The following is a 21,272-nucleotide window of genomic DNA, read 5'->3' as shown; positions in this document are numbered from 1 at the left end:
CAAGAATTCCCTGCGATAACAGCAGAAACCCCGCAAACGGCACAGGCATGTTTCAGCAAACCGCACATAAAACGACGCTTTCGTCCGCGCTGAATATATTCGAGCTGATTTATCACTCGATCGTGCGAAACGTGCGCAAGTCACACGGCAACGCGGTTTTGTCGATCATCATGAACATGCTGCAGGCGATCATCTTCGTACTCGCGTTTTACGTAATGTTCTCTGTCCTCGGGCTACGCAGCGCAGCCTTGCGCGGCGATTTCCTGATTTACCTCATGTCCGGTGTGTTTCTGTTTTTGACGCACACCAAAACGCTGGGCGCGGTGGTGGGTTCAGAAGGACCCTCATCGCCCATGATGAAACACGCGCCGATGAACACGATCATCTCGATCATGTCCGCAGCCCTCGGCACGCTCTATATTCAGGTGCTGTCGCTCTTCGCGATCCTGTTCGTGTATCATGTGGCGTTCACGCCAATATCCATCGACAAGCCAATCCCGACATTTGGTATGTTGCTCTTGGGATGGTTTACCGGTCTTGCCATTGGCACGGTGTTTCTCGCGTTGAAGCCATGGTTCCCCACCTTCGTCAGCATCGCTTCAACAGTCTATGCGCGTGCCAACATGATCGCTTCCGGCAAAATGTTTGTGGCAAACACACTTCCCAGCTTCATGCTCGCGATGTTTGACTGGAACCCGCTTTTTCATTGCATCGACCAGTCCCGCGGTTTCGCCTTCATAAACTACTTTCCGCGCAACTCTTCGGTGATGTATCCGCTCATGGTTGGTATCGTCCTGCTGATGATTGGTCTGATGGGCGAATTCTATACACGCCGTCACGCCTCCCTTTCCTGGAATGCAAAACGATGATCCGTCTGGTCGCCATCTTCCTGTTGTTGCCCGGCCTACTTTGGGCCAATGACCTTCCAGCGCTCTATGATGTGACAGGCGTTGCCAAGGATGACGTTCTGAACGTGCGGTCAGAACCGGCTGCATCTGGTGAATTGCTCGGTTCTCTTTCCCCGGATGCCACATCCATCGAAGTCGTTGACCTCAACGAAGCCGCAACATGGGGCCGCATAAACCTTGGTGAAACGTCCGGCTGGGTTTCAATGCGCTATTTGCAGGCGCAAGAGCCAAACCCGGACTATGCGCTCGCAAAACGCCTGTTCTGCTACGGCAACGAACCGTTCTGGAACGCTATGTTTGTGCAAGGCGAACTGGTGCGCTTCTCTTCTCCTGAAGGGGAGTATGAAACCCCCGGCGCTGGGCTTATGGTTTCCGGGCGCGGTGTGACCGGGCTCTGGGCAATGGGATACGGAGATTCCGTCGCTACTTTCCGACGCGAAGCCTGTTCCGATGGCATGTCAGACAGACAGTTCGGCCTGTCTGTCGCACTCTACAAACTGCATTCGGGTGAAATTTCACTGCTCTCCGGCTGCTGCGCAATTGCCGGCTATTGAAGCCAAACCAAGCTACGCCTCAACCACACGTAACGTGATGTTGATTCGCCCCCCATCGGGAAGCAGTCGGGAAGAACCGAACCTGATCTTGTCTACTCCGTGATAAGCCAGCCGCGCCGCGCCGCCCATCACCACCACATCACCGGACTGCAACCACACCGACTCGGTGCTGCCACCACGCTCCACGTTCCCCATGCGGAACAAGCCCTCGTCTCCGAGGCTCACCGAAAGAACCGGCCAGTCGAAATCGCCCTCGTCATTGTCTTGATGCAGTCCCATGCGCGCGCCTTCCCCATAATAATTGATGAGACAGCAATCCGGCGCCCGTTCGAGTCCGGTAACGGACGTCCACAATGCGAGAATCCGTGACGGGATCGGCGGCCACTCCATGCCGTCAGGATGTCTTGGTTCGTAGCGATACCCGCGGCGATCAGAAATCCAGCCCAGCCGTCCGGCGCTGGTCATTTTCACGCTCATGGGCTTCCCCCAGCGGGTCACTGGCGAGCGCATCGGAGCCGCCCGAGCAACATCTCTCAAGTCTGAAACCAATTCCGCCTGCGCTTGCGAGTCCAAAAGGCCTTTGTGTACTTCGAAGCCCCGAATTTTTAACGGACTGTTCATCTTCGCCTGTGCTCTCCGCGCAATTGCCAAAACAAATGTCATGATTCCTGCAGAATCGCCCCTTGCTGGCGCTTGCAGGGCTTATTTCGTCGCCCTATATACGCTCCGAAGCGCTTTTCCGATCTCTCGGGAAGGCAAACTGGATCAGGCCACGGATGCCAAAACGGGTCCGGGCACCATACATCGCCTTAAGTAGAAGGGATATAGAATGAGCAAAGTGATCGGTATCGACCTCGGTACAACCAACTCTTGTGTGGCCATCATGGATGGCTCCCAGCCGAAAGTCATTGAAAACGCAGAAGGTGCACGCACCACGCCTTCCATCGTGGCTTTCACAGATGACGAGCGCCTCGTAGGCCAGCCGGCAAAACGCCAGGCCGTCACCAACCCTGAAAACACCGTCTTTGGCGTAAAGCGACTGATTGGCCGTCGGTTTGACGACGCGGATCTGGCCAAAGATTTGAAAAACATGCCGTTCTCCGTGATCAACGGCGGCAACGGCGACGCATGGGTCGAAGCCAAGGGCGAAAAATACTCCCCTTCGCAGATCTCCGCGTTCATCCTCGGCAAGATGAAGGAAACCGCTGAGTCCTATCTCGGAGAAGATGTGACCCAAGCGGTCATCACCGTGCCAGCATACTTCAACGACGCCCAGCGTCAGGCAACCAAAGACGCCGGTAAAATTGCTGGTCTCGAAGTCCTGCGCATCATCAACGAGCCGACCGCAGCCGCACTGGCCTATGGTCTGGACAAAGAAGAAACCCAAACCATCGCGGTCTATGACCTCGGCGGCGGTACGTTCGATGTGACCATCCTCGAAATCGACGATGGCCTGTTCGAAGTAAAATCCACCAACGGTGACACGTTCCTCGGCGGTGAAGACTTCGACATGCGCATCGTGAACTACCTCGCGGATGAGTTCAAAAAAGAGCACAACGTCGATCTGACCAAAGACAAGATGGCACTGCAGCGTCTGAAAGAAGCGGCAGAGAAAGCCAAGATCGAGCTGTCTTCCTCTTCCCAGACCGAAATCAACCAGCCGTTCATCTCCATGGACCCGTCCTCCGGCACCCCGCTGCACATGGTCATCAAACTGACCCGTGCCAAGCTTGAGTCGCTGGTCGGAGACTTGATCAAAGCTTCGCTGAAGCCCTGTCAGGCCGCTCTGAAAGACGCTGGTCTGTCAGCAAACGAGATCGACGAAGTTGTTCTGGTCGGTGGTATGACCCGCATGCCGCGCGTCATCGAGGAAGTGACCAAGTTCTTCGGCAAAGAGCCCCACAAGGGTGTGAACCCGGACGAAGTGGTTGCCATGGGCGCCGCCATTCAGGCCGGCGTTCTGCAAGGCGACGTCAAAGACGTGGTTCTGCTGGACGTAACTCCGCTGTCTCTGGGTATTGAAACCCTCGGCGGTGTCTTCACCCGCCTGATCGACCGCAACACCACGATCCCGACCAAAAAATCGCAGATCTTCTCGACTGCCGAAGACAACCAGAACGCCGTGACCATCCGCGTGTTCCAGGGTGAGCGCGAAATGGCCGCCGACAACAAGATCCTCGGCCAGTTCAACCTCGAAGACATCCCGCCCGCACCGCGCGGCATGCCACAGATCGAAGTGACCTTCGACATCGACGCCAACGGCATCGTGTCTGTCGGCGCTGCTGACAAAGGCACCGGCAAAGAGCAGAAGATCACCATCCAGGCATCTGGTGGCCTCTCCGACGAGGACATCGATAAAATGGTCAAGGACGCGGAAGAGAACGCCGAGGCCGATAAAGAGCGCCGCGAGCTGATCGAAGCGAAAAACCAGGCGGAAAGCCTCATCCACTCGACCGAGAAGTCTGTGGAAGAGCACTCCGACAAGGTCGACCCGACCACCGTCGAAGCCATCGAGCTGGCAATCGCCGCACTCAAGGACGATCTGGAAAAAGAGGACGCCTCTGCCGAGAAAATCAAATCCGGCATCCAGAACGTGACCGAGTCCGCGATGAAACTTGGCGAAGCCATCTACAAGGCCAGCCAGGAAGAAGGCGACGCAGAGCCGGACGCCGCTGACATGGGTCCGGGCGACGACGACATCGTCGATGCCGACTTCGAAGACCTGAACGACGACAAGCGCTGATAGTGCGCGTCCGGATGTAACAAAAGGGCCGGTCCGGTCACCGGATCGGCCTTTTGCATTCGGGCCAAAGGAGTAACCCATGGCAAAACGTGACTTCTATGAGGTGCTTGGCGTCGCCAAAGGGGCTTCGGCAGACGAAATAAAGAAGGCCTACCGTAAAAAGGCCAAAGAGCTGCACCCTGACCGCAACAAGGATAATCCCGAGGCGGAAGGTCAGTTCAAAGAGGCCAATGAGGCCTACGAAGTTCTGAAAGACGCTGAAAAGAAAGCGGCCTATGACCGCTATGGCCACGCCGCATTTGAAGGCGGCATGGGCGGAGGTCCACGCGGCGGCCACCCTGGTCAGGGTGATTTCGCCTCTGCTTTCTCTGACGTGTTCGACGACCTGTTCGGCGACTTTATGGGCGGAGGTCAACGCGGTGGCGGACGTCGTGCCACCCGCGGTGCCGACCTGCGCTATAATCTGCGTGTCACGCTCGAAGAAGCCTTCGGCGGGATGCAAAAGACCATCAACGTACCGGCTTCGGTCCAATGCGACAGCTGCAGCGGCTCCGGTGCTGAAGGCGGGTCCGAACCGACCACCTGTCCCACATGTTCCGGTATGGGCAAGGTGCGTGCGCAACAGGGTCTTTTCGCCGTCGAACGCACATGCCCGACCTGTTCCGGTCTCGGTCAGATCATCCAGAACCCCTGCAAATCCTGTGGAGGCCAGGGCCGCGTCGAGAAAGACCGCGCCCTGTCAGTCAACATTCCTGCAGGCGTCGAAACCGGCACCCGCATTCGGCTTGCTGGCGAAGGCGAAGCCGGCATGCGTGGCGGACCTTCCGGTGACCTCTACATCTTTATCGAGGTCACCCCGCATAAGATCTTCGAACGCGAGGGCGTGAACCTCTATTGCCGCGTCCCGGTCTCCATGGCCAGCGCAGCTTTGGGTGGCGACATCGAAGTGCCAACCATAGACGGCGGCCGCTCGCGCGTGAAAATCCCGTCCGGATCGCAGTCCGGCCGTCAGATGCGCCTGCGCGGCAAGGGCATGCCCGCCCTGCGCGGCGGCGGCTCCGGTGATATGATGATCGAACTGGCGGTAGAAACTCCGGTGAACCTCACAAGCCGTCAAAAAGAACTCCTGCGTGAATTCGAAGACCTGAGCGAAGAGAACAACCCCGAAAGCTCCAGCTTCTTCAGTTCGGTGAAGAGCTTCTGGGACTCGATGAAGGGGTAAAAGCCTTCAATAGCAAGCGACAAAAATTCAAAAGCCTCGGTGCAATGCGCCGGGGCTTTTCTTTTAGCAGGAGTAGCTGAAAATCTGGGTGTCCTCTGTCACAATCTCCAAACGCGACACGGAGCATTTCCGTTTCCCATTTGCAAAATACTGACGCGCGATTTCCGGATATCGGTTGCCGCTTGATGCATTTCTCGGGTCATTTTTTACTCTTACAAGAACTCTGCCGCTTTCGCTGTCCTCAGCCACATCCGCCAAATAACCACCGAAGGAAACACCCGCCACTGGTCCAACAAAACTCCGATCCACCGCAAATCCCTGCGACGCAAACGTCCGACACTCTGTCTCGGTCACGCAATATCTGACCGGCTTCGGCGAGGCTTTGCACGTATACCGGAACTCATAGGTGGTTTCGGTGATAAGCGTCCCTGATCCGACGTCGCAGGACCTGCCTGTCGAGGTGAAGTGTTTTCTCAATGCTATTTTGAGACGATTCTCAACGCTGCCTGAATGAGTACGAGTTGTGCTAAACTGTTCCCCTTGAAGCCCCGCTCGTCTCGCAAGGACACGATCCGATCCTTGCTTTTCAAACACCGCCCAGCGCATTCCGTTTACTTCGACGATACTCGGCTCCACACCTGCATACCGCGGGTCAGGCGCTTGGGTCGTAGTGGTCATGCAAGATGTGAGAAGAATTCCGGCCAGAATAAAGAGTAAATTTTTGAAAGGCATTAAATAGTCGTCTTTTGGTTGTTTGGGGCAAAAGACCTTAGAAATAAAATTTTAACAAGTCGAAAAATCCGGGCCCAAAAATTCTCTAATGGACCCGGTAAGTTTTATTTCACAATTGGCGCCATAAGGAACATGGCTTTCAAACCTTGCCCCGGTTCAATACCGGGAATTGCGGCTTCCATTGTTTCGCGCACCACCCCGCTGGCAAAAAGGTCGGACAGAATGCCATCCACCATCAGGCGAAAATCGGTGTCACCACGGGCCATCGCCAGTCCCTGCTTCTCAACCGTGAAAATCTCACGTGCCAGCTTCAGGCTGTCGCGCTTGGGGCTCGACATCCATAGGCCCACAAGGATCGACTGATCCGCAAAATAGGCCCCGATGTCTCCGCTTTCCATGGCGACAATGGCGCTCTCGTGGTCGGCAAACCGGACAAGTTCAAATTCCTGCCCCGTCGTGTCCAGCAATTCTCGCATGCGTGCCTCGGTGGTCGTTCCGCGCCGAACACCCACTTTTGAATTTTCGAGCGCGCGCAAATCTTCTTCCGCTCCCGCGGGCAGAAGCACAGAAGTTCCATCCACGTAGATCGGAATCGAAAAATCGACCTCGGCGCGACGCTCCAGTGTGATCGTAGCAGCGCCACACAAGAGATCGATGTCACCGTTGGCGACTTTGTCGAACCGATCAGTCGCGTCGACGTTCACAAACTGCACATCAAGGCTTTCTGCCTCGAGCGCTTTGACGATCCCATGCGCAACATGCACGCACAATTGGGGCGCGTATCCACTGGGATGACCATCGGTTGTTTCAAACGAAATCGGTGGCGCGTCGCGACGATACCCCAGACGCAATTCGTTCCGTTCGACGATGCGCTCAATAGTTTGGGCAAGGCCGCTGCCGGTGGTCGCTGTAAGTGTCGTCGCAGCCAAAACAGCCGCCAAAAAAATGCGCATCAAAGTCTCCATCATCCCGCCGCAAATCCCATGCGACCCTATTGAAGCATTCCATTGAACCCCTGCCGTCACAACTTAAAATGACACTGACGTTTTGCAGACGTAATACCGACGTTTTGCAGACACACCGGATCCCGCTCATCACAGCATCCGTTAACCTTTGATTTACCATGCCAACGCAAGCTGATGTGATGTCAGACCAGCGTCGTTTCTCCGAAAAGACCTTGCCGCTCTTTGAGGCGGACGAAGCTCCTGTCGCCCCACTGACACCCGGAAAACTGCCTTCTTACATCAGCGACCATCGCAAACGCCTTCGGGAGCGATTTTTGAGCGGAGGAGCAGACGCGCTCCCTGACTATGAAATGCTGGAGCTCGTCCTTTTTCGTGCAATTCCGCGTCAGGATGTAAAGCCACTTGCGCATAAGCTGCTGAAAAAATTCGGAGATTTTAACTCAGTGCTGTCCGCGCCGGTTGCCCGCCTGGAAGAGGTCAAAGGAGTGGGTACCGCCATCGTGACCGAACTCAAGATCGTCGAAGCTGCGGCTCATCGTCTTGCCCGATCCCGCGTTTTGCAGCGCCACGTGCTGTCTGGCTGGGACGCGTTGGTCGACTACTGTCACACCACAATGGCACACAGAGACACAGAGCAATTCCGCGTTCTTTTCCTCGATACCAAAAACACCCTGATCGCTGATGAAGCACAGGCTCAAGGCACGGTAAATCACGTGCCCGTCTATCCTCGAGAGGTCGCCAAACGCGCACTTGAGCTTAACGCCAGCGCGTTGATTTTAGTGCATAATCACCCATCCGGGGATCCGACGCCATCAGACAGCGACATCACTATGACGCAACAAATCAATACAGCAGCACACGTGCTCGGAATCACTTTGCACGATCATCTGATCATCGGGAAATCACGCGAACTCAGCTTCCGGTCCGAGGGCTATCTCTGAAATCAGTCGACCCAGATTTCCACGCGACGGTTCACCTGCCGCCCCCATGACGTGTCATCACAGGCCATCGGCATTGCTTCCCCAAAGGCGACCACCTCAAGATCCAACCGATCCGGATTGGCTGTCTCTGCCGCTTTAAGGACTGCGTCCCTCACAGTTTCAGCCCGTTTCAAAGCAATATTCCGGTTGATTCTCGCTGGCCCTTCCCCATCAGAAAATCCAACAAAATAAAGCTTTCGGGCATCATATCGACCACCTTCGATCGCCCGAGCCAACTGGTGTACGTTGGATCGTGACTGTGCATCCAGACGCGACGAACCCGTTTGAAAACGAAACGACGTCGTCAGCCGCTTTTTACCCAAAAGCGTCGCCATCATCTCCTGTGTGTCTTCAAAAGTCAGATCGTCGCCCACAACCGAAATTGCATTCGCCAGTCGATCACCTTGTAAATTGACAGCGATTTCTTCCGAGGTCTGATCAACGAAACCCGCCCGCCGAATTACAACCTGAGCTGATGGCCCTCGGGTATAGGCAAGAAAATCACGCGCCAGTTTTGGCAATCGACGAGCTGGGAAATAAAGGAACATCGGCGCATTGAGCGGGTAGTCCTCGGTCTTGATGTTGCGGCGTGACGCCTGAAGCGAAAACCCGCAAGCGCCAGACAGGGTCAGTACCTTGGTAGCGTTTGTGTCGGAAAAGCTCGTGATTCCAATGGCGAACGGATCGCGAGAGACCGCAGACAAGAGTGTGTCGGTTTTTGCGTGGCGAATAATTTCCGAGGAAAATTTGAGACCGGCTTGCGCCATCAACTGGTCTTCTACCGCTTGGGAAAACCCTGAACTGGCCTTGGTTAGATGGACCGAAATCGGTGCATCTGGCCCACCCAGCTCTGTCCAATTCCGGACATCGCCGGAAAACACTCTGGCCAATTCAGCCAATGACAAAGTGGAAATCGGATTTCCGGGAGCAACAATGGGTACCATGCCATCAAGCGCAAGGACACGGCTTCGATTGGTATCACTCATGTCGCCAAGACCTGCCTCATACCCCATCGCAGCCTCGCGTGACCGAATTTCACGCAGCGACATTGCAATATCAGCCTCGTCCGCGAGCAATTCTGCGAAGCCTTCGTCCGCACTGCTGGCATGAAATCGAAACTTTGCGCGCAGATCGCCAGTGTCCTGTTGCGTTAGATGGTACTCAAATCGATTTTCTCCGGCATCCTTTCGTGAAATTCCGTAGCCATTTCTAAGCGCGAAAGCTTCAAGCAGCGCCGGCATGAGAACCTCGGCCATACTCTCCGATCCAGAAATCGAAATATCAGCCACATAGTTGATAAGGTTAGGGCATCCGGGGCCCTCGCACGTCACACCGGAACCGTCGACTGTCAGCTCACCATAGATGGATTCCACCCTGTAGAACTCTCCATCAAAGCCAAGCAGCGTACCCACAATCTCAACAGCACCATCGTGCGACTTTAGTGTCACATCTTGCGCCCTTACCGCGCTGGTACCGGAAAATAAACAAAGTGCGGCGCAAATCGCCGCACAGAATTTCAACATCTGGATGTCCTGACCGCCATTTATTTTTGGGCGATTGTCAGGTCTTCCACGAGGTTTTTCAACACCAGAAATTGTCCGGCCGCTTCACATCCGGGAATGTCCATAGCCATTTCGCGGCTGGCAACCGTTTCGCCGTCTTTGATTCGCTCTGTCTGTACGGAGATGCTTTTGCCGCAGTTTGCTTCAGTAATCTCAGCCTCAACGCTTAGAGAAATCAGCCCGCTTCGCTGCGCCGTCACCGAAGGGAAAGTATAAACCTCCGCCCTGGCTGCATCCGGCAAACGTACATCCCCTAATTCGGTGAGAAAACCGCCCATTCCGCCAACAAGTACGGATATGTCTCGAGCGCTCCCACGCCAAACGTGGCCATCATCTCCGTAGGACGCACCGAATTCTCGAGCGTGGAGTTCCACCCCGCTGTTTCCTGTCCAACGAATAACGGTGCGTTCATAAAACACCAAACTATCCACTTCCAAAGTGACACTCGCAGCCTGCCCGTTGGCAAAACGCGCAGAGAACGTCGCCTCTACCGCCAACGCTGGCACTGAGCGAGTGACGACCCCCTCCTCGCCAACAAGTTCGGAAAAAACCAATGAGCCGTGCTCGATAGTTACACGTTCACCACTTAAGCAGGGGGCTTTGAGAGAAAGCAGAACCATCGCGCCAGCGCCTGCTTCCGCCCGCAACTCGATTTCACAGTTCCCTTCCGGCGCAGCGCTTTGCTCTGAAATCAGTCCCTTTGGAAGAGAGTCCGTAGTCGCAACAACTGTTGGCGCACCTGGTAAAACAATTTCTGTACTGTAGTCTTTCGGCATTGGTGGCAAAGGCAAGCGTGCAGCTTCCTCTTCAACCGGAAGAGCTCCCGTACCCAAACTTGCCGGAACAACCAGAGAAGGCGCCGGTTTCAAAGAGCCCTGAGGAACCACCATAGCCTGACTGGCCTCAGTACGCTCCATCACGAAACCAATAAAGATTGCGATGGTCGCGGTCGCACACGCCATTGAATAGCGGCGATAGACGTTTCTCATATTGCGCATGGCAGCCTCTGGAACTTCAAACAGGAAGTCCAAGGTCACAAACAAAAAGGGCACCCATAAGGCACCCTTTTGATTTAAGTCTGTCGCAAATTGGTCAGGCCAAGCGGCCGTGACAGTGTTTGAACTTCTTGCCGGAACCACAAGGACATTTGTCATTTCGGCCCGGATTCCCCCAAGTGGTCGGGTCGTTCTCGTCAAAACCCTGTAGCGCGTTTTCGGGGTTTGGTTGTGGCTCATCTTCTTGCGGAGCTGGCGTGGCGTCTTGAAGCGCGGGTTGCTGGCGCGCCGCCATCTGTTGGGCCAATTCACGCTGCTCTTCTTCCGAGATCGGACGGATTCGGGACAACGTCGTGGTCACGTCTTCCCGCAAGTTATCGAGCATCCCCTCAAACAACTGGAAAGACTCGTTTTTGTACTCGTTCAACGGATCGCGTTGCGCATATCCACGGAAGCCAACGACGGAACGCAGGTGCTCCAAAGTCAAAAGATGTTCGCGCCATTTGGTATCGATCGTTTGCAGCAGAATTTGCTTTTCGATCATTCTCATGGCCTCGGGACCAAAGCTGACAGCTTTTGAAGCCATCATCTCGTCCGCGGCTTTTTCCAGACGTTCTCGGATTTCATCATCGTCTACGCCTTCTTCGTCTGCCCATTCGATTACCGGCACATCAATGCCCAGTTTTTCAATTGCTGCGGCATACAATCCCTCAGTATCCCACTGATCAGCGTACGTCTTGGGAGGCATGTACTGGTCTACAAGATCCGCGATCACATCGTGACGCATATCCTGTGCCACTTCAGAAAGATCCTCGGCTTCCATTATTTCGCGGCGCTGGCCAAAAATAACCTTACGCTGATCGTTCATAACATCGTCGAACTTCAGAAGCTGTTTCCGAATGTCAAAGTTGCGGCCTTCAACTTTTGCCTGCGCGCGTTCCAGTGACTTATTGACCCAAGGGTGAACAATCGCCTCGCCTTCATCCATACCAAGGGTAGACAGGACTTTTTCGAGTCGATCCGACCCGAAGATACGCATCAAATCGTCTTCTAGGCTCAGGAAAAACGAAGATCGGCCAGGGTCGCCCTGGCGGCCAGAACGGCCACGCAACTGGTTGTCAATTCGTCGACTTTCATGCCGTTCGGTTGCAAGAACGAACAATCCGCCAGCGTCTTTTACGGCCTTCTCATCCGCTTCGTGCGCGGTTTCGATGTCAGCACGGATTTTTTCATGGTCCCCGTCCGGGGTAGCTGCGATTGCTTCCAGTACTTTGAACTCAACGTTGCCGCCCAGTTTAATGTCGGTACCACGGCCAGCCATGTTCGTAGCAATGGTGACCGCGCCCAGTTTACCTGCGTCAGCAACAATCTGCGCCTCTTGCTCGTGTTGCCGCGCGTTTAGGACATTATGCTTGATACCGGCATCATTCAGCAAAACTGACAACATCTCCGACTTTTCGATGGAAGTGGTGCCAACGAGGATAGGCTGCCCTTTTTCGTGAGCTTCCTTGATCGTCTTTACAATAGCATCGTTCTTTTCGCGCACAGTGCGATAGACGGCATCGTCATCGTCAACTCGAGCGACTGGGCGGTTGGTGGGAACTTCCACCACACCCAAACCATAAATTTCAGCAAATTCTTCGGCCTCAGTCGCGGCAGTGCCGGTCATTCCGCCAAGTTTGTTATACAGCCGGAAGTAGTTCTGGAACGTAACCTGCGCCAAAGTGACGTTTTCCGGTTGGATATCACAGCCTTCTTTAGCCTCGATGGCCTGGTGCAAACCGTCAGACAAACGGCGGCCAGCCATCATACGACCGGTGAATTCGTCAATCAGTACAATCTGGTTGTCGCGAACGATGTAGTCTTTGTCCTTGGTGAAAAGCTTGTGAGCACGCAGACCTTGGTTGATATGGTGCACAATTGTCGTGCTTTCCGGATCATATAGACTTTGACCTTCCGGCAGAAGACCACGGGCCTGAAGGTGTTCCTCCAGGAATTCGTTGCCTTCATCCGAAAAAGTCACATTTCGTGTTTTTTCATCCAGTTCGTAGTGGTCTTCCTGTACGTCCGGAATGAGTTTATCGATCGCCACATAAAGCTCGGTGCGGTCCTGAGCGGGGCCCGAAATGATCAAAGGAGTCCGCGCTTCGTCGATCAGGATAGAGTCCACCTCGTCAACAATTGCAAAGTTGTGCTCTCGCTGACTCATTTCCGACAACTCGGACTTCATATTGTCACGAAGGTAATCAAAGCCGAGTTCGTTATTTGTCGCATAGGTGACATCGCAGGCATATGCCGCACGTTTTTCGTCTTCTGGCTGTTGCGGATACACGACGCCAGTTGTCATTCCGAGAGCACCAAAAACGTTACTCATCCATTCTGCGTCACGCTTGGCGAGATAGTCGTTCACTGTAACTACATGAACGCCTTTACCGGTCAGCGCATTCAGATAAGCTGGAAAGGTCGCAACCAGAGTTTTACCTTCGCCCGTCTTCATTTCAGAGATGTTGCCTTGGTGCAGGAAAATACCGCCCATCAATTGTACATCAAATGCACGCAGCCCCAGCGCCCGCTTTGCTGCTTCCCGGCAATTGGCAAATGCCTCAGGCAGCAACTTGTCCAGTGGTTCACCACCTTTGGCGCGTTCAGATAACTCTTGAGTCTTGGCCTTGATATCTTCGTCAGAGAACTTTTCGAACTCAGGCTCCAGTGCATTGACCTGATCAACGAGAGGACGCGTCGCCTTGATCTTTCGGTCGTTCGGAGTTCCGAAAACCTTTCGGGCGATTTTTCCAAATCCGAGCATGCTTGTCGTGTCCTTCATTGACGCATTCGTGCGAGGCTATTTCTTGCTGTCCTGCCGTGGTCCCCATACAAGGGTGCAAACAGGCGTATGCCTCAGCCTCAAAGCGATGTAAGGGGCGTGTCATACAGTGTCAACGCCGCCGACCCATGCGGCCCCAGCCAAGGACAAAACGATGTCAAAAACCCTCAAATTCCTGCGCGCTGGCGCTGTCGCGCTGATGATAGCCACTCCCGCACTTGCGGAAGACACAGCAACTGCGGAAACCGTGCTGGCAACTGTGAACGGCACGGATATCACACTGGGTCAAATGATTGCGGTCCGCGAAGCGTTGCCAGAGCAATACAAGGATTTGCCCGACAACGTTCTATTCGACAGCATACTCGAACAACTGATTCAACAGACCGCCTTGGCCGCCACGATGGGCGAAGAGATGCCCAAAAAAGTCGAACTGACGCTCGAAAATGAAAAACGCGCGCTTTTGGCCACCCAGGCGCTAGAAGATTTTATCTCTGTGCGGGAGATCACGGACGAAGACCTCCGCAAGGTTTACGAACGCAAATTCGCAAATCTAGCTGATGAATCTGAATTCAACGCAAGCCACATCCTCGTCGCAACAGAAGAAGAAGCGCTTGCGCTTGTCGCAGAATTGGAGGGCGGCGCGGATTTTGCGGAGCTGGCCAAGGCCAAATCCACCGGACCTTCTGGGCCTTCCGGTGGCGAACTTGGCTGGTTCGGCATGGGCCAGATGGTTCAGCCATTCGAAGCAGCCGTCGTCGAAATGAGCGTTGGCGGCATTTCGGCACCAGTCCAAACACAGTTTGGATGGCACGTCATCAAGTTGAATGACACGCGCGAAGTATCGGCGCCAAGCTTTGAGGAAACGCGCGAGCAACTAATGAGCGAAGCCCAAGAGGATGCCGTTCGTGATTACATTGCCGAACTGACGGCGGATGCCGAGATCGTCAAAACGGATGCTGCCTCGTTCAGCCCTGAGATCATTCGGCGTGGCGAACTTCTTGAAGACGTTGTTGTTCAGGACTGACTATGGCTGAAATCTCCCATGTATCGCCGTTGGCACCCGGAACATTTCCAGAATTGCCGGAAATCAAAGGCGCTCGCTTTGCAAGCGTAGCGGCGGGCGTAAAGTACAGCGACCGACTTGACGTGATGCTTGCGCACCTTGCCCCAGGCACAGTTATGACTGGCGTATTCACCAAGTCGGCAACGCGCTCGGCCGCAGTCCTTGATTGTCAGGAAAAAATTGGTGTGGATAACGACAAAGGTGCTGCCATTTTGGTGAATGCCGGAAACGCGAACGCGTTTACCGGCAAGAATGGCGTGTCTGCGACCAAGGCAGTTACAAATGCAGTAGCAAAGGCGCTACAGTTGCCTGAAAATAGGGTGTTTTCGAGTTCAACAGGCGTGATCGGGGAGCCACTTCCACATGATCGCATCACAAGTAAGCTGGCGGAACTTACCAACACTTTGTCCGAAGACGGTCTGGCAAGTGCAGCTGAAGCGATCCGTACTACTGACACGTTTTCCAAAGGTGCCTATCGAACAATTTTTACGCCAAATGGTCCTGTGAAAATCGCGGGAATTGCCAAGGGCTCGGGCATGATTGCACCAGACATGGCAACCATGCTCGTTTATATTTTCACTGATGGCAAAATTGCGCGTCCAGCGCTTCAGGCAATGCTGTCGGACCTGAACGAAAAGACCTTTAACAGCATAACCGTCGATAGCGACACGTCCACTTCCGACACGCTTTTGCTCGCTGCTACTGGACAAAGTGGCGTTGACGTTGAAGGCGACGACAAATTCCGCGACGCCCTGCACCAGGTAATGCTGGAACTCGCTCATCTGGTTGTGCGTGACGGTGAAGGTGCAACGAAATTTGTCGAAATCGAAGTTACAGGTGCGGCCTCAAGTCCAGACGCACGTACGCACGCTTTGGCAATTGCCAATTCACCGCTCGTGAAAACAGCCATCGCAGGCGAAGACCCGAATTGGGGTCGTGTGGTTATGGCCATCGGTAAATCCGGTGCCGGTGCGGATAGAGATCGATTGACAATTCGCTTCGGCGATATTCTCGTCGCTGAGGCCGGTTGGGTGTCTCCCAGTTATACGGAAGAGGCAGGCGCGCAATATATGACAAACGAGACTATAAAAATTTCGGTCGACCTTGGCCTGGGCGAAGGGTTATCCACGGTTTGGACTTGCGACTTGACGCATGGCTATATCACGATCAATGCGGACTATCGCTCGTGAAGACTGTTCTTGTTTCTGCCGTTTGCTTGATAGACGTGGATGGTCGCGTTTTGCTGGCTCAGCGTCCGGAAGGTAAGTCCATGGCCGGCCTTTGGGAATTTCCCGGGGGAAAAGTGGAAACCGGCGAAACTCCGGAGGCTGCTCTCATCCGTGAACTTCACGAGGAGCTCGGCATCAATACATGGAAAAGTTGTTTGGCGCCTCTAACCTTTGCGTCGCACAGTTACGACAATTTCCACCTGTTGATGCCGCTATTCGCCTGCCGCAAATGGGAAGGTATCCCACAAGCGCGTGAAGGCCAGGTTCTGAAGTGGGTGCGAACTGCGAATCTTAGGGACTACGAAATGCCGGCAGCAGATTTACCTTTGATCCCAATTATCCGTGATTGGGTGTAAAATTCGCAACAATCCGCCCCAGATGGCACATATTGGGCGAGATGCGTAAAAGATACGCTTTTGTTGTGTGAAATTTTTGTTAATATCTCGCCCATCGATGCGACATCACTAGTTGTGTCGGGACTTACTACCATCATCAACCTGTCAATCAGCTGGGGGCATTGACATGTTACGGACGATCACGGTGGGCAGCTGCGTGTCCATTCAAGGTACAGTCGTGGGCAATTTGCCAGATGGTCGGATCACCATTCGGGTGGGCGAGCAAACTTATTCAGGCAAGCCTATTTCCACGATAAACCGCTAAATGAAAAGGCCGCCCAAATCGGGCGGCCTTCTCTTTTGGGTTGTGTGAATGCACTACTCAAGTGTGCGAGTAACTTCTTCGCGCTCGAAGATCTCGATTACGTCCGCAGGACGGATATCTTCGTAGTTTTCGAAGGCCATACCACATTCCTGACCAGACAGAACTTCCGCAACTTCGTCTTTGAAGCGCTTGAGCGTCTTAAGCGTTCCTTCGTGGATAACCACGTTGTCACGCAGCAAGCGAACACCTGCGGAGCGGCGAGCAACACCTTCTGTGACCAAACAGCCAGCGACACGGCCAACGCCGGAGACTTTGAAGACTTCCTTGATCTCCGCATAGCCGATGAATTTCTCTCGGATTTCCGCGCTAAGCAAACCAGAAGCCGCAGCTTTTACATCGTCAACGAGGTCATAGATCACCGAGTAGTAGCGAATCTCGACACCCTTTTGGTTGGCCGTATTGCGGGCAGAAGCGTTCGCCCGAACGTTGAAGCCCATGACAGGCGCGCCTGAGGCTTCCGCCAGACCAACATCTGTCTCAGTGATCGCGCCTACACCCGAGTGCAGAACGCGAACACGCACTTCGTCGTTACCAATCTTTTCCATCGCTTGAACGATAGCTTCAGCCGAACCCTGAACGTCTGCCTTGACCAGGATCGGCAACTCGGCGACGTTTTCGTCTTCCTTGGCCTTCTGCATAAGCTGTTCCAAGGTGGTTGCGGCGCCTGCAGCAGCGCGTTTGTCCTTGGCGGCTTGCTCGCGATATGCAGCGATCTCACGCGCTTGCGCTTCGGTTTCGGTAACGTTGAGAACGTCGCCTGCTTCTGGCGTTCCATTAAGACCAAGGACCTCAACCGGTACAGAGGGTCCAGCCTCCTTTACGCGTTCGCCCTTGTCGTTGATCAGCGCACGAACTTTACCGTACTGCTCGCCGACAACAAAAATGTCGCCTTGGCGCAGGGTACCGTTCTGAACCAAAACCGTCGCAACCGGACCCCGACCAACATCAAGCTGCGCTTCAATAACAGCGCCCTGAGCGGCGCGGTTCGGGTTCGCCTTAAGTTCCAGAATCTCTGCCTGAAGTGCGATAGCTTCCAGAAGTTCGTCCAGACCCTGACCGGTCATTGCTGAAACTTCCACGTCCTGCACGTCACCAGACATCTTTTCGACGATCACTTCGTGCTGAAGAAGCTCCGCACGAACCTGATCGGGGTTCGCTGCCGGTTTGTCCATTTTGTTGATCGCAATGATCATCGGGACTTCCGCGGCCTTGGCGTGATTGATTGCTTCGATGGTCTGAGGCATCACAGAGTCATCTGCTGCCACAACGAGTACCACGATGTCTGTTACCTGGGCTCCACGCGAACGCATGGAGGTAAAGGCTGCGTGGCCCGGAGTATCCAAGAAGCTCAGTGTCACGCCATCGTCGGTTTGAACCTGATAGGCACCGATATGCTGAGTGATACCACCGGCCTCACCTGCAACAACCTTTGCATCGCGGATCGCATCCAGAAGCGATGTTTTGCCGTGGTCAACGTGACCCATGATTGTGATGACCGGTGGACGCCCTTGAAGGTCTTCCTCACTGTCCTCAACATCGGCAATCACATCCTCGACGTCGGCATCGGAAACGCGCACGACCTTATGGCCGAATTCCTCAATGATGAGTTCAGCAGTATCAGCGTCAATTGTCTGGTTTTGTGTTACCATCATGCCCATTTTCATGAGCTCTTTGACAACGTCGGCAACACGTTCGGCCATACGGTTTGCCAGTTCGGAAACGACAATGGCTTCCGGCAGCTGAACGTCGCGAATTACCTTTTCGCGTTCGACCGAGCCACCCATGGCTTTCTGACGGGCACGCTCCTGTTTGCGCTTCATCGCGGCCATGGATTTCTGCCGGCCACCATCGCCAGACAGGGCCTGATTCAAGGTCAACTTGCCAGAACGACGTCCATCGTCACGGCCTTTGCCGCGTGTGTTGCGCTGCTCGCGTTCGCGATCAGACTTGCGTGGCGTCTGGGCAGGTGCCGCCGATTTGGACGCACCGGAGCGCGGGGCCGAAGCTTCCTGCTTCGGTTGTGCCGCTGCCGCAGCAGCCTCAGCAGCGGCGCGTTTGGCCGCCTCTTCAGCTTCTTTCTTCTTGCGCTCTTCGTCTTCGGCCTTTTTGCGCGCCTTCTCTTCAGCCTCGCGCTGTTCGCGCTCCTTGGCTTCCGCTTCCTGACGGCGACGCTCACGCGCTTCGGCGCGGGCTTTTTCTTCGGCCTCACGTTTCGCAGCTTCCTCAGCTTCGCGTGCCTTGGCGGCTTGCAACGCCTTCATGCGGCGTTCCATTTCCGCATCGGAAATGCCCGCAGGACGCCGCGAGGGATCACCCGCTATCTTACCCGATGCGGCACCCGGTTTGGCCGCACCCGGTTTGGGCACAACCACGCGCTTACGTTTGGTTTCCACCACAACGTTCTTGGTGCGCCCGTGGCTGAAGCTTTGCTTCACGTTACCAGGGCGGTTGCCACCGCGCAGACCCAGGGTTTTTTTACCGTCGTTATCGCTCATCTGGCTTTCTTGTCCTTCCCGGTGGCCGCTACCACCGAATTTTTGCGTACGCCTTTTAATCTTTGGGCTTCCTCTACAACACGTTGAGTGAGTCCGCCAGACGCAAGCGCCCCATGTATCACAGTTTGTCGCCCAAATGCCAAACCCAATTCGCTGGCTGTCAGACAGTCGAAGTAATGCCCCCCATAGGGAGGTCTCAGTTTTGTTTTTCCACGCTCCGAACCATCCGAAGCTTGCAAAAGGACCTCGGCCACGTCTTTGACCAGCCAGTCCTTGACCTTTTCGTAACCAGTGACTGCAGCACCAGATCGTCGCGACAGACTCACCAGGTCCACGACGCGTTGAGCCAATTGCCGCTCAACTTCATCAACCAAGGTCCCAGAAGCCTGAACCTTCTGCTTGGCAGCGCGGGAAAAAAGCCCCTTCTTTACGGCCTTCTCTATCGCGCCGCGCTCTGCGGAAACCCACACGCCTCGACCGGGCAACTTGCCCAAGATATCCGGCACTATGGACCCGTCTGGACCCACCACAAAGCGAACCAACCCAACTATGGGCAAGCTCGCGCCTGTGGCGATGCACTTACGCTCCGGTTCGGTTGGCCTTTCGGTGGCCCGCCCTCCGCGGCTCATTTCGCGCCCTCCGAGGCCTGAAATCAGGCCTCGGCTTCCTCTTCGGAAGCGCCGTCTTCCGCGCCATCTTCTGCTTCGGCTTCCAGTTCGGCGGGATCAACCCAGCCCAACACAATACGCGCGGTCATCACCATGTCTTGCGCAGTTTCCAATGACATTCCGAACGGCTCCAGAACACCGTCGTCTTTCACCCGCTCTCCTTCGACGTTGGTCCAGCCTCCGGCCAACTCCCAGTCCGCACAGGTTGCGAAGTCTTCAAGCGTAAGAACGCCGTCTTTCGCCAGCGCTTCGATCATTTGGGGTGTCAGCCCCTCGAATTCAACCAGGCTGTCTTCAACACCCAGTTCCCTCGCGGCATCCAGAGCGGCTTTATTCTGAGCCTCGATGTAGTCACGCGCACGGGCTTGGAGCTCGTTGGCTGTGTCTTCGTCAACACCATCGATCACAAGCAGTTCGTCAATCTCGACGTAGGCGACCTCCTCGAGGTTTGTAAAGCCTTCAGAAACCAGAAGCTGAGCGAAGAATTCATCCAGATCGAGCGTCTCCATGAACAGCGCGGTACGCTCTTCAAATTCTTTCTGGCGGCGTTCGGATTCTTCAGCTTCGGTCATGATGTCGATGTCGAGCGCTGTCAACTGCGACGCAAGGCGTACGTTTTGACCACGGCGACCGATTGCAAGACTCAATTGCTCATCCGGCACGACAACTTCGATTTTTCCGGCTTCTTCATCCAAAACAACTTTGGAAACTTCGGCAGGCTGCAGAGCGTTCACGAGGAAAGTCGGTTGGTCTTCGTTCCACGGAATGATGTCAATTTTCTCACCTTGCAACTCATTCACAACTGCCTGCACACGCGAACCACGCATACCAACACAGGCACCAACGGGATCGATGGAACCATCATGGCTGATCACTGCGATTTTGGCGCGCGAGCCGGGGTCACGCGCAACGGCCTTGATGTCGATGATACCGTCATAGATTTCCGGCACTTCCATCTTGAACAATTCCGCCATGAACTCAGGCGCGGTGCGGGACAGGAAAATCTGCGGACCACGGGTCTCGCGGCGCACATCTTTGATGTAGCAACGGATACGATCGTTCGGACGGTAGCTTTCGCGGCCAATCTTTTCGTTGCGACGCAGAATTGCCTCGCCGCGGCCCACATCCACGATGACATTGCCGTACTCTTCACGTTTCACCAGACCGTTGATGATGGTACCCACGCGATCGTGGAACTCTTCATATTGACGATCCCGCTCGGCTTCGCGCACTTTTTGCAAAATCACCTGCTTTGCAGACTGCGCGGCGATACGGCCCATTTCAACTGGCGGCACTTCCTCGATGAACTGCTGGCCGATTTCCGGGTTTTCCATATACTGTTTGGCCTGCTCGACGGTGAATTCGGCCTGATAGTTTTCCAACTCTTCATCCGCGACCACCGTACGCACACGAGTAAAAGTTGCCTTGCCCGTCTTGCGGTCAATCGACACGCGAATGTCCATCTCGGCGCCATAGCGACTTTTGGCGGCGCGCGCGAGGGACTCTTCCATCGCCTCGACCACGAGGCTCGGGTCGATCATCTTTTCACGGGCCACCGCTTCGGCAGTTTGCAGAAGCTCAAGCTGGTTTGCAGAGGTGATTGCCATCTTCT

17 protein-coding genes are annotated in these 21,272 nt (G+C 54.8%); 9 read left to right on the top strand and 8 right to left on the bottom strand.

Features of this window, described 5'->3' with window-relative positions:
• Positions 1 to 47 precede the first annotated feature (47 nt).
• Together BXY66_RS17760 and BXY66_RS17755 are read left to right on the top strand one after the other, a co-directional pair.
• Positions 48 to 869 carry an ABC transporter permease gene (locus tag BXY66_RS17760; RefSeq protein WP_132861745.1) on the top strand — a complete coding sequence of 274 codons (822 nt, stop codon included), beginning with the start codon at positions 48 to 50 and terminating at the stop codon, positions 867 to 869.
• Complete coding sequence (locus tag BXY66_RS17755; protein WP_132861744.1) at positions 866 to 1,462, top strand: SH3 domain-containing protein; 597 nt, start codon at positions 866 to 868, stop codon at positions 1,460 to 1,462. The genes BXY66_RS17760 and BXY66_RS17755 overlap by 4 nt, the downstream gene beginning before the upstream one ends.
• Positions 1,463 to 1,474: 12 nt before the next feature.
• On the opposite strand, the gene BXY66_RS17750 is transcribed toward BXY66_RS17755, so the two are convergent.
• Entirely contained in the window at positions 1,475 to 2,125 is a 651-nt protein-coding gene (locus tag BXY66_RS17750; RefSeq protein ID WP_243694429.1) for an alpha-ketoglutarate-dependent dioxygenase AlkB family protein, read from the bottom strand.
• A gap of 166 nt (positions 2,126 to 2,291) precedes the next feature.
• On the opposite strand from BXY66_RS17750, the gene dnaK reads away from it, so the two are divergent.
• Both dnaK and dnaJ read left to right on the top strand, forming a co-directional pair.
• Entirely contained in the window at positions 2,292 to 4,205 is a 1,914-nt protein-coding gene (gene dnaK, locus BXY66_RS17745) for a molecular chaperone DnaK (protein WP_132861743.1), read from the top strand.
• A 79-nt stretch (positions 4,206 to 4,284) separates the two neighbouring features.
• Entirely contained in the window at positions 4,285 to 5,427 is a 1,143-nt protein-coding gene (gene dnaJ, locus BXY66_RS17740; RefSeq protein ID WP_132861742.1) for a molecular chaperone DnaJ, read from the top strand.
• An 836-nt stretch (positions 5,428 to 6,263) separates the two neighbouring features.
• Here dnaJ and BXY66_RS17735 read toward each other — a convergent pair.
• A complete protein-coding gene (locus BXY66_RS17735; RefSeq protein ID WP_165929235.1) occupies positions 6,264 to 7,112 on the bottom strand; it encodes an amino acid ABC transporter substrate-binding protein in 849 nt (282 codons plus the stop codon).
• A gap of 191 nt (positions 7,113 to 7,303) precedes the next feature.
• Here BXY66_RS17735 and radC point away from each other — a divergent pair, with 191 nt between their 5' ends.
• Positions 7,304 to 8,065: a RadC family protein gene (radC, locus tag BXY66_RS17730; RefSeq protein ID WP_132861852.1), complete on the top strand. Its 762-nt coding sequence runs from the start codon at positions 7,304 to 7,306 to the stop codon at positions 8,063 to 8,065.
• 2 nt (positions 8,066 to 8,067) lie between these two features.
• Here the strand turns inward: radC and BXY66_RS17725 are convergent, their stop codons facing one another.
• The 3 genes from BXY66_RS17725 to secA all read right to left on the bottom strand — a co-directional run bounded on the left by BXY66_RS17725 (position 8,068) and on the right by secA (position 13,467).
• Positions 8,068 to 9,627, bottom strand: coding sequence for a phosphate ABC transporter substrate-binding/OmpA family protein (locus BXY66_RS17725; protein ID WP_132861740.1), 1,560 nt, complete (start codon positions 9,625 to 9,627; stop codon positions 8,068 to 8,070).
• A gap of 20 nt (positions 9,628 to 9,647) precedes the next feature.
• Complete coding sequence (locus tag BXY66_RS17720) at positions 9,648 to 10,664, bottom strand: translocase (protein WP_132861739.1); 1,017 nt, start codon at positions 10,662 to 10,664, stop codon at positions 9,648 to 9,650.
• Positions 10,665 to 10,758: 94 nt separating this feature from the next.
• Positions 10,759 to 13,467, bottom strand: a complete 2,709-nt coding sequence (gene secA / locus BXY66_RS17715; protein WP_132861851.1) for a preprotein translocase subunit SecA — start codon at positions 13,465 to 13,467, stop codon at positions 10,759 to 10,761.
• 172 nt (positions 13,468 to 13,639) lie between these two features.
• Here secA and BXY66_RS17710 point away from each other — a divergent pair, with 172 nt between their 5' ends.
• The 4 genes from BXY66_RS17710 (at position 13,640) to BXY66_RS20525 (ending at position 16,437) form a co-directional block, all read left to right on the top strand.
• Positions 13,640 to 14,509 carry a peptidylprolyl isomerase gene (locus tag BXY66_RS17710; RefSeq protein WP_132861738.1) on the top strand — a complete coding sequence of 290 codons (870 nt, stop codon included), beginning with the start codon at positions 13,640 to 13,642 and terminating at the stop codon, positions 14,507 to 14,509.
• A gap of 2 nt (positions 14,510 to 14,511) precedes the next feature.
• On the top strand, positions 14,512 to 15,738 hold the full coding sequence (gene argJ, locus BXY66_RS17705) for a bifunctional glutamate N-acetyltransferase/amino-acid acetyltransferase ArgJ (RefSeq protein WP_132861737.1): 1,227 nt from the start codon (positions 14,512 to 14,514) through the stop codon (positions 15,736 to 15,738).
• The gene (locus tag BXY66_RS17700; protein ID WP_132861736.1) at positions 15,735 to 16,133 is read left to right on the top strand and encodes a (deoxy)nucleoside triphosphate pyrophosphohydrolase; all 399 of its coding nucleotides are present in this window, start codon (positions 15,735 to 15,737) and stop codon (positions 16,131 to 16,133) included. The genes argJ and BXY66_RS17700 overlap by 4 nt, the downstream gene beginning before the upstream one ends.
• Before the next feature lie 166 nt (positions 16,134 to 16,299).
• The gene (locus BXY66_RS20525; protein WP_165929234.1) at positions 16,300 to 16,437 is read left to right on the top strand and encodes a hypothetical protein; all 138 of its coding nucleotides are present in this window, start codon (positions 16,300 to 16,302) and stop codon (positions 16,435 to 16,437) included.
• Between the two features lie 53 nt (positions 16,438 to 16,490).
• Here BXY66_RS20525 and infB read toward each other — a convergent pair whose 3' ends face one another.
• The 3 genes from infB to nusA are packed head-to-tail and all read right to left on the bottom strand — an operon-like array spanning position 16,491 to position 21,267.
• Positions 16,491 to 18,992 (bottom strand): translation initiation factor IF-2, encoded by a 2,502-nt coding sequence (infB, locus tag BXY66_RS17695; protein WP_132861735.1) that lies wholly within the window; start codon positions 18,990 to 18,992, stop codon positions 16,491 to 16,493.
• Positions 18,989 to 19,621, bottom strand: a complete 633-nt coding sequence (locus BXY66_RS17690; RefSeq protein ID WP_132861734.1) for an RNA-binding protein — start codon at positions 19,619 to 19,621, stop codon at positions 18,989 to 18,991. The genes infB and BXY66_RS17690 overlap by 4 nt, the downstream gene beginning before the upstream one ends.
• A 23-nt stretch (positions 19,622 to 19,644) precedes the next feature.
• Complete coding sequence (gene nusA / locus BXY66_RS17685) at positions 19,645 to 21,267, bottom strand: transcription termination factor NusA (RefSeq protein WP_132861733.1); 1,623 nt, start codon at positions 21,265 to 21,267, stop codon at positions 19,645 to 19,647.
• Positions 21,268 to 21,272 lie beyond the last annotated feature (5 nt).

It is taken from the genome of Shimia isoporae, from assembly GCF_004346865.1.
Classification (GTDB): domain Bacteria; phylum Pseudomonadota; class Alphaproteobacteria; order Rhodobacterales; family Rhodobacteraceae; genus Shimia; species Shimia isoporae.
Note: the sequence above shows the minus strand (reverse complement) of the source record. Positions and strands in the feature narration are given on the sequence as shown.